The organism is Pseudonocardia yunnanensis, assembly GCF_039534065.1.
Lineage (GTDB): Bacteria > Actinomycetota > Actinomycetes > Mycobacteriales > Pseudonocardiaceae > Pseudonocardia > Pseudonocardia yunnanensis.
This window is the reverse complement of sequence record NZ_BAAAUS010000006.1, coordinates 457,719-473,304: the sequence shown is the minus strand read 5'-3', so window position 1 is coordinate 473,304 and position 15,586 is coordinate 457,719. Positions and strand designations below refer to the sequence as shown.

General features: G+C 68.6%; 12 protein-coding genes and 2 tRNA genes. 1 reads left to right on the top strand and 13 read right to left on the bottom strand.

Annotation, left to right across the window (positions count from 1 at the left end; all coding sequences use genetic code 11):
- Positions 1-187: 187 nt before the first annotated feature.
- On the top strand, positions 188-1,813 hold the full coding sequence (locus ABD743_RS08425) for an APC family permease (RefSeq protein WP_344720433.1): 1,626 nt from the start codon (positions 188-190) through the stop codon (positions 1,811-1,813).
- A 9-nt stretch (positions 1,814-1,822) separates the two neighbouring features.
- Here ABD743_RS08425 and ABD743_RS08420 read toward each other — a convergent pair whose 3' ends face one another.
- From ABD743_RS08420 to ABD743_RS08360, 13 genes are all read right to left on the bottom strand, one after another.
- Positions 1,823-2,251: a hypothetical protein gene (locus ABD743_RS08420; RefSeq protein ID WP_344720431.1), complete on the bottom strand. Its 429-nt coding sequence runs from the start codon at positions 2,249-2,251 to the stop codon at positions 1,823-1,825.
- Between the two features lie 7 nt (positions 2,252-2,258).
- Positions 2,259-3,089 carry a heavy metal-binding domain-containing protein gene (locus ABD743_RS08415; protein ID WP_344720429.1) on the bottom strand — a complete coding sequence of 277 codons (831 nt, stop codon included), beginning with the start codon at positions 3,087-3,089 and terminating at the stop codon, positions 2,259-2,261.
- 21 nt (positions 3,090-3,110) lie between these two features.
- Positions 3,111-3,986 carry a heavy metal-binding domain-containing protein gene (locus ABD743_RS08410; protein WP_344720427.1) on the bottom strand — a complete coding sequence of 292 codons (876 nt, stop codon included), beginning with the start codon at positions 3,984-3,986 and terminating at the stop codon, positions 3,111-3,113.
- Positions 3,987-4,124: 138 nt separating this feature from the next.
- Positions 4,125-4,553 (bottom strand): pyridoxamine 5'-phosphate oxidase family protein, encoded by a 429-nt coding sequence (locus ABD743_RS08405; protein ID WP_344720425.1) that lies wholly within the window; start codon positions 4,551-4,553, stop codon positions 4,125-4,127.
- Between the two features lie 171 nt (positions 4,554-4,724).
- On the bottom strand, positions 4,725-6,542 hold the full coding sequence (locus tag ABD743_RS08400; RefSeq protein ID WP_344720423.1) for an MFS transporter: 1,818 nt from the start codon (positions 6,540-6,542) through the stop codon (positions 4,725-4,727).
- 141 nt (positions 6,543-6,683) lie between these two features.
- Positions 6,684-8,027, bottom strand: a complete 1,344-nt coding sequence (locus ABD743_RS08395; RefSeq protein ID WP_344720421.1) for a hypothetical protein — start codon at positions 8,025-8,027, stop codon at positions 6,684-6,686.
- Between the two features lie 455 nt (positions 8,028-8,482).
- Positions 8,483-8,555, bottom strand: a tRNA-Ala gene (locus ABD743_RS08390).
- Between the two features lie 52 nt (positions 8,556-8,607).
- A complete protein-coding gene (locus ABD743_RS08385; RefSeq protein ID WP_241041611.1) occupies positions 8,608-8,721 on the bottom strand; it encodes a DLW-39 family protein in 114 nt (37 codons plus the stop codon).
- 35 nt (positions 8,722-8,756) lie between these two features.
- Positions 8,757-8,830 (bottom strand) — tRNA-Ile (locus ABD743_RS08380).
- A gap of 81 nt (positions 8,831-8,911) precedes the next feature.
- On the bottom strand, positions 8,912-10,021 hold the full coding sequence (locus ABD743_RS44410; protein WP_379659010.1) for a DUF3566 domain-containing protein: 1,110 nt from the start codon (positions 10,019-10,021) through the stop codon (positions 8,912-8,914).
- 57 nt (positions 10,022-10,078) lie between these two features.
- Entirely contained in the window at positions 10,079-12,592 is a 2,514-nt protein-coding gene (gene gyrA, locus ABD743_RS08370) for a DNA gyrase subunit A (protein WP_344720417.1), read from the bottom strand.
- 49 nt (positions 12,593-12,641) lie between these two features.
- On the bottom strand, positions 12,642-14,624 hold the full coding sequence (gene gyrB / locus ABD743_RS08365; protein WP_344720415.1) for a DNA topoisomerase (ATP-hydrolyzing) subunit B: 1,983 nt from the start codon (positions 14,622-14,624) through the stop codon (positions 12,642-12,644).
- 299 nt (positions 14,625-14,923) lie between these two features.
- Complete coding sequence (locus ABD743_RS08360) at positions 14,924-15,250, bottom strand: DciA family protein (RefSeq protein WP_344720413.1); 327 nt, start codon at positions 15,248-15,250, stop codon at positions 14,924-14,926.
- Positions 15,251-15,586: the final 336 nt, after the last annotated feature.

Genomic DNA, 15,586 nt, shown 5'->3' with positions numbered 1-15,586 from the left:
TGCCCGCGGAACCAGTCCCCGCATTTCGGACAGTGTCGGCAGGAATGTATGGGAAGAGTCGCCACAGCCTTTTATCCCGGGTAGCCTGTACGTATTATTCGGAACTCGTGGCCGATCAGGCAAAGCAGAGTCCAGTCATGGTCACGACAACTCTGTCCCACTCCACCATTTCGGGAGTTTATTCACGATGACCGACATATCGACCGGGCGTGGGGCTGCGCCCACGTCCGGCTTCCGCCGCGAGGTCGGGCCGATTCCGTTGATGTTCATCTCGCTCGGTTCGATCATCGGCTCGGGCTGGCTGCTGGGTGCACTCACCGCGGCCTCTGCGGCCGGCGGCGCGTCGGTCCTGTCGTGGCTGCTGGCGGGTGTGGTGATGGTGCTGCTCGCTCTCGTGCACGCCGAACTCGCCGCCGCCTACCCCTTCGCCGGCGGCACCGCCCGCTACCCGAAGCTCGCGTTCGGCACGCTGGCCGGCTTCGCGGCGGGGTGGGTGGGCTGGCTGCAGGCGGCCACGCTCGCGCCGATCGAGGTGGAGGCGGCGCTCAGCTATCTGGATCACATCTGGCCAGGACTGGTCAATGCTGACGGTGCGCTCACCGGACGCGGTCTGGGCATCGGCATCGCGCTGATCGCGGTGTTCACGATCGTGAACATCTTGGGAGTGCAGTGGCTGGCCGAGTCGAATCGGATCACGATGCTGTGGAAGACCGCCGTGCCGGTCCTCACCGTCATCGTGCTGCTCGCGGTGTCGTTCCACGCCGGCAACTTCACCGCAGGCGGCGGCTTCGCACCCTTCGGTGCGCACGGTGTCTTCGCCGCGTTGCCGTTGGGGGTGATATTCGCGCTGCAGGGGTTCGAGCAGGCCGTGCAATTGGGGAGCGAGTCGCGCAACCCGCAGCGTGACCTCCCGCGCGCGGTGATCGGCGCGGTGCTGATCGGCACGGTGATCTACATCGGGCTGGAGATCGCGTTCATCGGTGCGCTCAATCCGGCGAACCTGCTCAACGGCTGGTCGGCTCCGGTCGGGAAGGGCGACTTCGGCCCGTACGCAACGCTGGCCACCACACTCGGGCTGGGCTGGCTCGCGATCATCCTCTACATCGACGCGTTCGTCTCGCCCGCCGGAACGGGTCTGGTCTACGAGGGCACCTCCGCGAGGCTGGCCTACGCCCTCGGCCACTCCGGGCAGGTGCCGCGGTCGGTCGCGAAGATCAGCAAGAGGGGTGTGCCCTGGGTGGCGCTGCTGCTCGCTTTCGTGGTCGGGATCGTCTGCTTCCTGCCGTTCCCGAGCTGGCAGGGCTTCGTCAGCCTGGTCACCTCGGCCGTGGTGATGATGTACGGGTTCGCTCCGGTCACGCTCATGGCGCTGCGCCGTTCCGATCCCGACCGGGTGCGGCCCTACCGTCTCAAGGGCGCCTCGGTCATCTCGCCGCTGGCGTTCATCGCGGCCAGCGAGATCATCTACTGGACGTCGTGGCCCACGGTGGAGAAGCTGCTGATCCTGATCGCCGTCGGCTTGGCGATCTTCGGTCTCTACTACCTGTTCGGCAACAGGACCCGGCGCCAGCCCCTCGACGCCCGCGCGATGCTCTGGGTGCTGCCCTGGTTCATCGGGCTCGGCGTCATCTCCTACCTCGGTCAGTACGGCGGCATCGGCGTCATCCCGCCCTGGGTCGACCTCATCGTGGTGGCGGTGTTCGCCCTGGCGGTCTTCTACGTCGGCGTGCGGCTCGCGCTCCCGCCGGAGCGGGTGGCCGAGGAACTGATGATCGAAGAGATCGACACCGCCACCCAACAGGCAACGATCTAGCGGACGGCGTCAGATCCCGCCGGCGAGCAGCCGCTCGAGCGCGGCACGGGCGGCTGCGTCGCGGGCGGCGACCTTGGTGAGATCCTCGGCGAGGGCCTGCAGCCACTGTTCGATGGTGACGGTGCGGCGACTGATCACGACGTCCCGCACGATCTGGCGCACCTCGGCCTCCACAGCGCCGTGAGGCCCCTCGCGCAGTGCCAGCTGACGGCCGTCGCCGTGTACGACCACCGCGACCGCGCGCCCCTCTCGCCCAGCCATCCGGTCGCCCAGCCCTCGCCGCCGGTCGACCTCGACCATTCCGGGTGGGAGGGCGTCGTGCAGAGCGCCGGTGAGCACCCTCGCGTAGGAGGCGACATCGGTGCGATCGGTGCGCAGGGAGGCCGCCAACAGCTGCACGTCACCCATCGGCCCGAGGCCGCTCGGTTCCATCGTCATCTGCAGGTCACCGGTCCGTCAGCGGCAACACGAGCTGAGGGGTCGGGATGCGGTGGTCGGGACGCAGCGGGCGCACCGCCGTGCCGATGGCGAAGAACTCCGTGGTGTGCCCGCCCCAGCGGTGTCCGTGCGAGAGCAGCTGCACCCCGACGATCCCCTCCGCGTGCAGCTCCTCGGCCTCCGCCTGCATCCGGCTCATCGCGAGCTCGCGGGCGTCGTAGAGCGCCTCCGTGAACTGCGGCAGCTCGACGTTCTGGCCGACGTTGCCCATCGCCTGCCAGAACCGCTGGTGGGCGACGTGGTACACGCACGTGCCCATCACCATGCCCAGTGGCGCGTACCCGGCCTGGACGAGCGTCCAGAAGTCCTGGCCGGACAGGTCGGAGGTGAAGGGCTGGTTGCGGTTGTTGCGCCAGGACATCCCTTCGTGACGCGGGTCGTCGGCCGTGACGGCGGTGCCGACGGCGATGAACTCGGCGAGGTCGGCGCCGAACTCCTTGAACTCGATCTGCAGCCGCACTCCGACGATCCCGTCGGCTCCGAGCTGGTCGGCCTCCGCCTCCATCCTGGTCATCGCCAGCTCGCGGGCGTGGTACATCGCCTGCGAGAGGGTGGTGAGCTCCTGGTTGCGGTTCCACCGGCCCATCTGGAAGCCGACGTGGTAAATGCTCGAGCCGAGCACCAGGCCCACCGGCCGGAACCCGGCCTCCCGCACGAGCAGGAACTCGTTGACGGAGAGATCGGAGGTGAACAGGCTGGTTGCCTGCCCGGGCCGCATCTCGGCGAGGCGACGCATGGCGTCTGCTGGGATACCCAGCTCTGTCGGGTCGGCGGTCACGGGATCTCCAGGGTGGTTCGGTCAGCGAAGCGGCAGGAACGTCAGAGTTCGCGTCGGGGGCGTGGTGGCGGTGTGGAAGCGCACCAGCGCTGTGCCGAAGACCGTTGCCTCGGCGACGTGGTCGAGGTGGTTCTCACCTGGTTCGATCTCCCACACCCGCAGGTCCATCGAGGACACGATCGCCCCGTCGGCGCCGGACTCGTGCACGTGGCGGCCGAGCCGCCCCCGCGCGTCGGCGCGGGCGTAGGTGATCAGCTCGGTGTAACCGGCGACCTCGGTGTTGCCCGCGCCCCAGGCTGCCTGCTGCCGGGTGCGCCAGTCGTCGTGGCGGATGGCGACCGAGATGCCGTAGACGAGGTCGGTGGGCATCCACCCCGCCGTCACGAGCTTGGCGACGTCCTGCCCGGGAAGGTGCGTGCTGAAGACACGGCGCGGCCTGATGTCACCACCGGCCCGCACGGCGGTGCCCAGTGCGGTGAACTCCCGCGGGCCTCCGGGCAGCGGCGACATCGTGAGCCCGACGCCGACGACGCCGTCGGCCCCGATCGTCGCGGCCTCCTGGGCCATCCGGCCCAGCGCTGTGCCGTAGCCGCGGTACAGCGCGTCGACGTAGGGACGGAAGCCCCCGAACCGCATCGAATCCGACGACGTGATCGTCGGGGACGCCCATCCTCCGAAGCCCCCGATCCCTCCGTAGATGCCGCAGCCGCCGTACCCGGACCAGCCGATCTGCTGGACGATCGACCCCATCACCTCGCCGACGGGCTCGAACCCGGCCACCTTCAGTCCAGCTGCCGCCGGTGCCGAGAGCAGCGACGTCCACGCCCCGCCTGCGGCCGCCCGGCGCGCCCGTTCGGCAGCAACCGGCGGCAACCCACGCCCGTCCCAGTCGGCCACGTCGTTCCTCCGCGCTCACTCGCTTCCGGACACTAGTCCTCCTGAGAGAGCGCGGTGAGCCGCAAAACCGCACGTCGGGGACGGTTCGGTCAACTCGGGACGATTCCTGGCCGACGGGCGACGGACCGAGGGATCACGTCAGGAGACGCGCCCCAGGTCGGCCGAGAGCCAGCGCTCAGGGCGGAGATAGATGACCATCTGCTCGCCGTGCTCGGCCTTGGCGACCTCGACGTAGCCGGGCACGGCTTCCGCCGGTAGGTAGCGCCTGCTCATCTCCAGGAGGTGCTCATCGGTGCCCGGCTCCGTGCGGGTGACCGACCCCTCGACCGTGACGTACCGCAGCGTCGGATCGACACGATCCACCATCAACGTGAAGCGGCCGGCCGCCTGGATGAGCTTCGCCTTGGTGGACGCGACCCCGGTGAGCACCCAGGCCTCACCACCCGGCGTGTACTGGTACCACATCGGCACCGTCAGCGGCGCGCGCTCCGCGCCGCCGGCGACGGACAGTGCGGCGATGTGAGGTTCGGCAAGGAACTGCTGGCGCTCTTCGATGGTCAGCGGCATGCGGCGAGCGTAGGGGCACACCCCGACATTCCGACAAACCGGCGTTTTCGCTGACTTCCTCGGCATGACGCAGCGCCGCCGGCCGGCGACGGACCTGACGGTCCGAGCCGTGGATCACGCACGCGCGGGTCTCAACGATCAAGAGCCAGGTGTCAGCCATCCCCGTCAGTTCTAGAGGGTCAGCCCTTCGGAGCCGGATGGTGCGGGGTCGGGCAGGCGCATCATGCGGAATGAGTTGCACAACCCGATGAGGCCGGCGAGGAGCGGAATGAGCAGTGCCACCTGAAGGGCGATGGGTCGTGAGTCGGTGTTGATTCTGATGATCTCGTCCTGGATCTCCGGGGGTTTGTTCACCAGCAGCTGTTCGAGCTGCGTGTTGGTCAGCAGCTGCGCGTTCTCCTCCAGTACCTGTGCGACGCGTTCTTTTTCCGGTGGCGGAAGCACGGTGCTCGCATGTGCCATGTTGGTGAAGGTGGCCGACAGGGTCGCCAGCATGATGGCGCCGGCGAATGCCAGGCCGAACGACAGCCCGAACGAGCCGGCAGCGGAGTTCACGCCGGCCGCCTCGCTGACCCGCTCCTCGGAGATCGGGGCCAGCGTGTAGTTGTTGAGTTGAGAGACCAACAATCCCAGCCCGGATCCCGCGATCAGTAGTGGGATGATGAGGGCCCAGCCGAACTCAGCGCGAGGCACGATCGGGATCACCACTGCGATGCCCACGGTGAGAAGTGCGAATCCCAGCCGGATGATGCTGCTGGGGCGGCGCTGCCCGGCCTTCTTCCCCGCCAGCAGCGCTATGGCGAACATGCTGAGCGAGAGTGGAGCGAGGGACAGGCCGGCCTGCATCGCGTTGTACTCCAGCACCATCTGCAGATAGATCGGCAGCGCGATCATGGTGCCGCCCAGGGCGATCTGCTGGAGCATCTGTTGGGAGATCCCGAACCTGAACAGCTTCGAAGTGAAGAGATCTGGGTCTATCAGCGTCGGCTTCCCGGCACGCTTGCGCCGCACCAGCCAGTACGCCAGCGCGGCCAGCGCGATCGCACCCGTGGCCAGGAGCGCAGCAACGGATTCGCCGCCCTCCTGCCACACCAGAATGCCCAACACGAGCCCGCCCATGCCGACCACGGACAGCAGTGCGCCCACGACATCGATGGTCCGCGGTCCGGTGTAGGGCACGTCGCGGACGAGTTTGATGCCGGACAGCACGACGGCGATGATGACGACCTCGAGCACGAAGCCGACCCGCCACGACAGGTAGGTGGTGATGAAGCCTCCGAGCAGCGGTCCAACGGCGGCAGCAATCGCCGCCGCGGCCCCGACCAGGGCGTAGACCTGCTTCTGCGCCGCTCCTTCGAAGTTGCCGTGGATGAGCGACTGCATGGCCGGCAGCAGCAAAGAGGCGCCGATCCCACCCAGCACTGCCCAGAAGATGATGACCGCGGTCAGACTCTGGGCGAACGCCATCGCCAGGGCGCCGACGGCGTAGCCCAGCAGACCCAGTACGTAGGCCCGCTTGCGCCCGACGAGATCCCCGACTTTGCCGCCGATCAGGATGAATGCGGCAGACACCAGCGCTTCCAGCGCGATCGCCGACTGGACCCCGCTGGCGGTGGTGCCGAGATCCCGAACCACCGCTGCGATCGACACATTCATCAGCGAGGTGTCGACGACGAGGACGAACATCGCCGCCGCCAGCAGCAGGGCCAGCAGCCGCTGATGGCCTCGCACCTCCTCGGCATCGCTGGAACTCGCCGCCTCGGTCATTGGAGATGCGCCATCTCGCCGCGCGTGATCCGCCCGCAAATCGTCGATTCGCGCGCGGCCGTCACTCCAGCGAATCCGCCACCGATGATCACCACGTCCGGACCGGACTCTGGCATACCCACTGCCACGCCTCCCTCCGGTCGCCTGCCCTGAACGCGATGCATTCTCCGTGGGCGCCGGGTACGACGCAGTCCGCGCTCTGTCAAGAGAACGAGTGCTCACCCCACGCCTCTCAACCGCTCAGCGTCATCACCCGGATCGGGCGACCATCCGCGGCGCCGGGATCGAGATCGTCCGTCGACCTGGCCAACGGCATCGTCGAGGTGAAAACCCTGACGGTCGCCCGCGGGCAGCGGCTACAAACTAGAGCGCCGCCGCGTCGCGATGGAGCCGCAGCAGGCCGTCGATCGCCTCGGCCGGCTCACGGCCCATCCCGCACTCCGTCGCCAAGCCGAAGTCGGTGACGTGCTTCGCGGCGATCGCGATCCGGCGCGCCGCGCCAGCCATCCCGTCCTCTTTGTGCAGCAGGCCGAGGTAGAGCTGTGTTTCCGGGCTCAGCTTCAGACCGGTGAGCGGCGCGAAGTACGCATCGTCGTCGCGTTCGATCGGCACCGGCATGTGGACCCAGTCGAGGCGGCGCGTGGTCAACTTGGCGACGTTGTTGGCGAAGTCGACCGGGACCGCGAGGTCGCGCGGCTCGATCATGTGCGTGCCTTCGGGGTCGCCGTAACAGAGGTGGACCCCGAGCAGAACGGCCTCGGGAATCGGATCAGAAACGCGCGCTATCGACGCCGTCGCCGCCTCCAGCGACCAGTTCCCGGTGTCGCCCCACGCGGCCTCCGAGTACCGAACCTGCTCCTCCATGATGACCTCACCGGAGACATCCCACTGCACCGCCAGGTCATCCGCTGGGATCTCGTCGAGCAGCGCCGCGACCTCGACGCCGAGGTCGCGCTCGAACACTCCCAGCACCTCCGCTTGGTGCTTGGGGAAGACCATCGCGAACATCATCGGCGTCGGGATGGACACCTGAAAGCGGGTCTCGGGCGAGAATCTCCCGGCCGTGCGCAACTCCTTGAAGCGATCATAGGAATCGACCGCCTCCCGCACGTAGTTGAAAGGGCCGAAAGTCACCTCTGCGAGGTCGACGCCCTCGGCCGGCACCAGGACCGGATTGCTGAACTCCCCGAGGACCGGGCTGGTGAAGGTCATCTCATCGACAACGTCGACCTGCGGCAGCTTGCCGATCCGGTTCAGCTCCCACGAAACCCAGACGCCCCGGTTGCCCGTCTCACCGTCCGGCACCGAGCGCAGACCACCCGTCAGATACTCAGCGGCCGCTTCGAAGACGTCGTCGCGAGTGGGCAGGTTCACGCTCCCCACCAGCAGAACGGGGCGATCTTGTCCGGTCACGGTGCAGCTCCTCTTTGTCACCCAGTCACCACAACTTCGCCAACGCGATCGCCCCTCAACCGGGCCTGTCGGAGGCCTTCCCCGTGCGGCGGGGACGAGGTGCGGCAGGACCGACCGCCCCCATGGTCGTGCCGCCGGCTGATGCCGGTCCAATGCCGCTTCCGGGCGCTGATATGCCCCTTCCGGCATGTCAGGCTGGGCCGAAGTCTCGATCTCCGAGAGGGCGAGGAATGTGCCGTTGTCGCGAGCGGCGCTCAGGCCGACGCACCGAAAGCCGCGGACGTAGACCCACAAGCGAGGGTGCTACGCAGGACACAGCGCCGGAGCGTTCCTGCTCACGGTCGAGGGAGAGGTCCACGTCCGCCGCTCGCAGGCTGAGTGTGGCGCGGGCGGCTACTCGTGAATCCGCCCGAAAGCGAAGCTGCACGGCACACCGTGGCGACACCACCGGCGATGCTCCGGAACTCGCACGTCACGGCAACCATCTGGCCGCCTTGACCGGCGCGAGTACGAAAGAGCTGATGGCGCGGATGTGTCACGGCAGTGTTCGAGCCGCGATGATCCACCAGCGGGCGACGCGCGACCGTGACCGCGAGATCGCGCGAGAGATGCGCGTCGAGCTGGAAGAGGAACCCGAACGAGCCGCAGAGGGCCACGCACGGACACAAACAGCTCACGCGGCCGGACGAGCCTGCCGCATGATCAGGTATCGCTACGCTGACCAGCGCATACGCCACTGGTCAGCGTTGTGGAGACGAGGGGAATCGAACCCCTAACCCCCGCCTTGCAAAGGCGGTGCTCTGCCAATTGAGCTACGTCCCCGTTGCTGAGCGAGGACGTTACCCGCTCGGGTGTGAGCGGGGGTACGCCGGGCTCAGTTCTTGGTGGCGTCGTGCCAGAGGTCGTTCTCCGAACGCGAGGCGCGGACCTTCGAGAACACAAGCGCGCCGGCTGCGATGGCAACGAGAGCTGCAATGATCTTCTTCACGGGTTCACGTCCTACCTGTCCCAAGGGATGGGGAGTGGGCCCAGCTGGATTTGAACCAGCGACCTCGTCGTTATCAGCGACGCGCTCTAACCAACTGAGCTATGGGCCCCTGCGGTGCAAATGAGGTTACCTCAGCCCCTCCCGTGCCTTCCCACCGGCTCCCCCTATCGAGGGGGAGCCGGAAGGGTGGTCAGTCTCGCTCGGAGAGTGTGACTTCGATGCCGCCGACGAGGTCGGCCGAGACGTTGTAGACAAACGCCCCGATCGTGACGGCAACAGCGAACAGCAGGCTGTTGATCGCGCCGATCACCGCTGCCAGGCCGAAGACGCGCCCTGCGCTGATCAGCGGGCTACCGGTGGGCGCCTCTCCCGACACGAGGTCGGCGTAGGTGCCGTTGAGCCGGTCCCAGACCCCCATCCCGTCGAGCACGCCGTACAGGACCCCGACAGCGACCATCCAGATGAAGAACAGGACCACGGCCAGCACGAGGGCGAGCTTCAGCACCGACCACGGATCGAGCCGCTTCAGCTGCAGCGCCGCCTGGCGCGGCGGGCGGCTGCGCCGTGGCCGGCCTGCTGACGCCCCCTCGCCTTCGGAGCCGGGTGCGTCGGCGTCCGACGAGACGCCGGGCAGGGCCGGAGGCTCGAGGAAGGTGGTGGGCGCGTCCTCCAGCAGACCGCCCGCCGGCCGGTCGTTGCCGGCACGCTCGAACCGCTCAGGGGCGGCCTTGCCGGGAATCCGGTTCCACGGCGGAGGGCCGGCCGGTGTGGCCGGCGCCTGAGGCGACGGTGCCTGAGCGGGCGGCGCCTGGGTGGGCGGCGGCGGTGTGGGCGGTGCCGGAGCCGTCGCAGGCCGTCGGTTGGGCGGGCCAGGGGGTGGGGCGGCCGCCGCCTTGGGGACCGGGACGCCGTTCTCGGCGGGACGAGCAGCATCCGCCTTGTCGGGCTTGGTGGTGGCCGCACCGTCCCCCGGTGCTCCTGGAACCGGGCGCGAGGCAGACCCGTTGGCCGACGTCGGCAGCCGAAGCTCCGTCGTGACGGCCTCCGGCCCTTCCGGATCGGGCCGAGCGGGAACGTCCGATTTATCGTCTTTGGTCCGAGAAGTGGCCGCGCCGTCGTCCGCGCCCCCGGCGGACTCGGGACCCGGCGAGCCCGCGGAAGCGGCGGCACCGTTCGTGACCTGCGGATCCGCGGGGGCGGCGCCACCCTTGGTGTCGGCGCCGCCCGCCGCAGCGGACTCTCCGGTGGCCACCCGGCCGCGGCCGTCGGGCTCGTTCGGTTTTCTCGTCTTGTCGTTCACGAGGTGAACGTCTCCTCGGGGCCAGGTGGGGTGGTGCCGGCTCGACGGATCGCTAGGTCAGCTGGTGGGGCCGTTCAGCTGCCCGTCCTCCGCGTCGTCCTCCGCGTTACGCGCGACCGCCAGCAGGGTGGCGCTCTCGCCGAGATTCATCAGGCGCACCCCCTTCGTCTGGCGACCGGCCTTGCGAACCTCGCGGGCCGACGTGCGGATCACCCCTCCGGTCGAGGTGATCGCGTACAGCTCGTCGTCGATGCCGACGATGAGCGCGCCAACCAGAGTGCCACGGCGGCGGTCGTACTGAAGCGTGAGAACACCCTTACCCCCGCGACCCTGAACGGGATAGTCCTCAATGGGCGTACGTTTCGCGTATCCGCCTGCCGTGGCCACGAGCACGAAGGTGTCCTGGCGGACGACGCCGAGCGACAGCAGCCGGTCGCCGGAGTTGAAGCGCATCCCCAGCACGCCGGACGTGGCGCGGCCCATCGGGCGCAGCACCTCGTCGCTTGCCGTGAACCGGATGGACTGGCCCTCGGCGGACACGAGAAGCAGGTCGTCCTCTGCGGAGCAGAGCACCGCGCCCACCAGCTCGTCGTCCTCGCGCAGGTTGATGCCGATCAGACCGCCCGAACGCGGCGAGTCGAAGTCGGTGAGCCGCGACTTCTTCACCAGCCCGGTGCGGGTGGCGAGCACCAGGTACGGCGCCGCCTGGTAGTCGCTGATCTGCATGACCTGGGCGATGTGCTCGTCAGGCTGGAACGCGAGCAGGTTGGCGACGTGCTGGCCCCGCGCGCTCCGATTGGCTTCGGGCAGCTCGTAGGCCTTGAGCCGGTAGACCCGCCCCTTGTTGGTGAAGAACAGCATCCAGTCGTGCGTGGAGCACACGAAGAAGTGGGCGACGATGTCGTCCTGCTTCAGCGCGGCGCCCTGCACGCCCTTGCCACCACGCTTCTGCGCCCGGTACAGGTCGGTCTTGGTGCGCTTGGCGTAGCCGGTCTGGGTGATGGTGACGACGACGTCCTCGACGGCGATGAGGTCCTCGTTGGTGACGTCCCCGTCGTCGGCGACGATCCGGGTGCGCCGGTCGTCGCCGTGCTTCTCGACGATCTCGGTGAGCTCGTCGCGCACGATCTGCCGCTGCCGCTCGGGCCTGGCCAGGATGTCCTGCAGGTCGGCGATCTCCCGCTCGATCTCGGCGAGCTCGTCGATGATCTTCTGGCGCTCGAGGGCGGCGAGGCGCCGCAGCTGCATGTCGAGGATCGCCTGCGCCTGGATCTCGTCGACGTCCAGGAGCTGGATCAGGCCGTCGCGGGCGACCTCGACGGTCTCCGACGCCCGGATCAGCGCGATGACCTCGTCGAGCGCATCGAGCGCCTTGACGTAACCACGCAGGATGTGGGCCCGCTCCTCCTTCTTGCGGAGGCGGTAGCGGGTGCGCCGGACGATGACCTCGATCTGGTGGCGGACGTAGTTGCGCACCACCTGGTCGAGCCGCAGGGTGCGCGGCACCCCGTCGACGATCGCCAGCATGTTGACGCCGAAGCCGTACTGCAGCTGGGTGTGCTTGTAGAGGTTGTTCAGCACGACCTTCGCGACGGCGTCGCGCTTGAGCGTGATGACGATCCGCATGCCCACACGGTCGGAGGACTCGTCGTTGATCTCCGCGATCCCGGCGATCTTGCCGTCGCGGTGCTGGGCCGCGATCGACTCGATGAGGTTGTCGGGATTCACCTGGTAGGGCAGCTCGGTGACGACGAGGATGGCGCGTCCCTTGGCGTCCTCCTCCACCTCCACCACGGCACGCATCCGCACGGAACCGCGGCCAGTGCGGTACGCCTGCTCGATGCCGTCGCGTCCGACGATCAGGCCGGCGGTGGGGAAGTCCGGGCCCTTGATGCGCTCCATGAGCGCAGAGAGCAGCTCCTCGTCGGTGGCCTCCCAGTTGTCCAGCGACCACACGACCCCCGCGCCGACCTCGCGCAGGTTGTGTGGCGGGACATTCGTGGCCATGCCGACCGCGATGCCCGCGCTGCCGTTGATCAGGAGGTTGGGCACCCGCGACGGCAGGACGAGGGGCTCCTGCGTCTTGCCGTCGTAGTTGTCGGCGAAGTCGACGGTCTCCTCGTCGATGTCCTGCAGCATCGCCATCGCCAGCGGCGAGAGGCGGCACTCCGTGTACCGCATCGCCGCGGCCGGGTCGTTGCCGCGGGAGCCGAAGTTGCCCTGCCCGTCGATCAGCGGGTAGCGCAGCGCCCAGGGCTGGGCGAGCCGCACGAGCGCGTCGTAGATCGACGAGTCGCCGTGCGGGTGGTAGTTCCCCATCACCTCGCCGACGACGCGCGCGCACTTGACGTAGCTGCGGTCGGGACGGAAGCCGTTCTCGCCCATCGAGTACAGAACACGCCGGTGCACCGGCTTGAGCCCGTCCTCGACCAGCGGCAGCGCGCGGCCGACGATCACGCTCATCGCGTAGTCGATGTAGGAGCGCTGCATCTCCTGCTGGATGTCGACCGGCTCGGTGCGGTCGCCACCGCCGGGCGGCGGGGGCAGTGTGGGGTCGAGGGTGTCTGTCACGTGGTCCTTCTCGTGATCACAATGCGGTTTGGGTCAGACGTCAGGGCTGTCAGACGTCCAGGAAGCGCACGTCCTTGGCGTTGCGCGTGATGAACGACCGGCGCGACTCGACGTCCTCGCCCATGAGGATCGAGAACAGCTCATCGGCCGTGGCGGCGTCGTCGAGGGTGACCTGCAGCAGCAACCGGTTGGCCGGATCCATCGTGGTCTCCCACAGTTCCTTCGCGTTCATCTCGCCGAGGCCCTTGTAGCGCTGGATGCCCTCGTCCTTGGGCAGCTTCTTGCCCGCCTCCCGGCCGGCCTCGATGAGCCCGTCGCGCTCGCGGTCGGTGTAGGCGAACTCCGGCTCGGCCCCCCGCCCGCCCCACTTGATCTTGTACAGCGGCGGCTGCGCGAGGAAGACGTGGCCGGCCTCGACGAGCGGCCGCATGAAGCGGAACAGCAGGGTGAGCAGCAGCGTGCGGATGTGCTGGCCGTCGACGTCGGCGTCGGCCATGAGCACGATCTTGTGGTAGCGCAGCTTGGCCAGGTCGAACTCGTCGTGGATACCGGTGCCCAGCGCCGTGATGATGGCCTGGACCTCGGTGTTCTTGAGAACGCGGTCGATGCGCGCCTTCTCGACGTTGATGATCTTGCCGCGGATGGGCAGGATCGCCTGGAACATCGAGTCGCGGCCCGACTTCGCCGAGCCACCCGCGGAGTCGCCCTCCACGATGTAGACCTCGGACTTCGACGGGTCGGTTGACCGGCAGTCGGCCAGCTTGCCCGGCAGGCCGCCGATGTCGCCCGCGCTCTTGCGCCGCACCAGCTCCCTGGCCTTGCGCGCCGCAGCCCGCGCCTGCGCCGACTGAACCGCCTTGTTGACGATCAGCTTGGCCTCGGCGGGGTTGCGCTCGAACCAGTCGGCCAGCCACTCGTTGCTGACCCGCTGCACGAACGACTTGACCTCGGTGTTGCCGAGCTTCGTCTTGGTCTGCCCCTCGAACTGGGGCTCCTTGACCTTCACCGACACGATCGCTGCGAGACCCTCACGGATGTCGTCGCCGGACAGGGCCGGGTCCTTCTCCTTGAGCAGCTTCTTGTCGCGCGCATAGCGGTTGACCGTGGTGGTGAGCGCCGAGCGGAAGCCCTCCTCGTGGGTGCCGCCCTCGTGGGTGTTGATCGTGTTGGCGAACGTGTAGACGGACTCCGTGTAGCCGGAGTTCCACTGCATCGCCACCTCGACGGCGTGGCCCTCACCCTCGGCGGTGTAGGCGACGAGCTTCTTGTGGATCGGGTCCTTCGACTTGTTCAGGTGCGCGACGAAGTCCTCGAGCCCGTTCGGGTAGCAGAACGTGTACTCCTTGACCTTCGCCACGTAGCCCTCGGCGTCGGGCTCCTCCGCCTCGCCGTTGTCGCCGTTGCGCTCGTCCCGCAGGACGATCGTGAGGCCCTTGTTGAGGAAGGCCATCTCCTGCAGGCGGCGGCGGATCGTCTCGATGTTGAACGTGAGCGTCTCGAAGATGTCGCCGTCCGGCCAGAACGTGACCGAGCTACCGGTGCGCTTCGTGGGCTCGCCCTTGCGCAGCGGACCGGGCACCGAACGCGCGTAGTGCTGGCGCCAGACGAACCCGTCGGTGTTGATCTCGACGTCGAGCGCCACGGACAGCGCGTTGACGACGGAGACACCGACGCCGTGCAGGCCACCCGACACGGCGTAGGACTCGCCGTCGAACTTGCCGCCGGCATGCAGCATCGTGAGGACCATCTCGACGGCGGGCCGCTTCTCCACCGGGTGCATGCCGACCGGGATGCCGCGCCCGTCGTCGACGACGCGCACGCCGCCGTCATCCTGCAGCGTGACCTCGACGCGCGTGGCGTAGCCGGCCATCGCCTCGTCGACGGCGTTGTCCACGACCTCCCAGATCAGGTGGTGCAGACCGCGTTCGCCCGTGGACCCGATGTACATGCCGGGGCGCTTGCGAACCGCCTCCAGCCCCTCGAGCACAGTGATGGATGACGCGCTGTAGGCGTTGTTCTTCTTCTCCGGCACGGGCTGCCTGTCTCCTCGCCACGAGGGCCCGTCCACCGGGAACGCGCGGGGAAGCGCCGTCCGGCGTCGGGGCCTTTCGACCGGGCGATCGGGGAGCGCCCGGAACACGTCTCCCATCATACCGGTGCGCCAGCACAGAAACGCGCCTAGGAGACCCCTCAAATCGTCTCAGACAGCCGATCGTGGACTTCGACGGGTCATGAGCGCGGCCCGGGGGTTACGAACGGGCTCCGGCGCAGTCACGCGGCGCTGAGTGGCCGCGTGCCGCTCGTACGCCTCCGGTCCGCCTCGCGCGCAGGTCAGCCGTACGTGTCGCGCGGTCCGCGTCCCCGCACGTGCCGGGGGCCGTGCCGCCAGCTGGGTCCCGACGGCGCCACGACGCGGATCCGGCGGACGACGTCCTTACCCACCGCGCCCGCGAGACGGACCAGCAGCTGGCGTTGCAACGTGCGCAGCTGAGTGGCCCACGCCGTCGACTCCGCCTGGAGCACCAACTCACCGTCGCGCAGCGACAACGGCGTGCAGTGGTCGGCTATCTCCGCGCCCACGAGGTGCGGCCAGCGGCCCAGGACGGTGGCATCCGTGAGCCGGGGCGACCACCCACGGTCCAGGGCCACCCGGGACACCAACCGGCCGAACGGCTGCGGGTCGCGGTCGTCGGGGCCCGGGCCCGACCACCGCCTGCGCCTGCCCCGGGACGCGACCGGTTTGCGCCCCTGCCGCTCCGTCGCGCGCTGCGCCGCCCGTTCCGCCGATGCTGCACGCGCGGCACGCAGGGCCTCACGGGCGATGTCGGCCCCGTGCCCCGCCTCTCCCGAGCGCCCAACGGTTTTCCCCGATTCATCCCCAGGGCTGGGGACAACTGACCTCGAAGGGGGCGCGGCGGGCGGTTCCCGATGCACGCCGGGCGGTCGTTTCCGCTCGTCATCACCAGTGGAGGCAGAGTTATCCACAGTATCCAC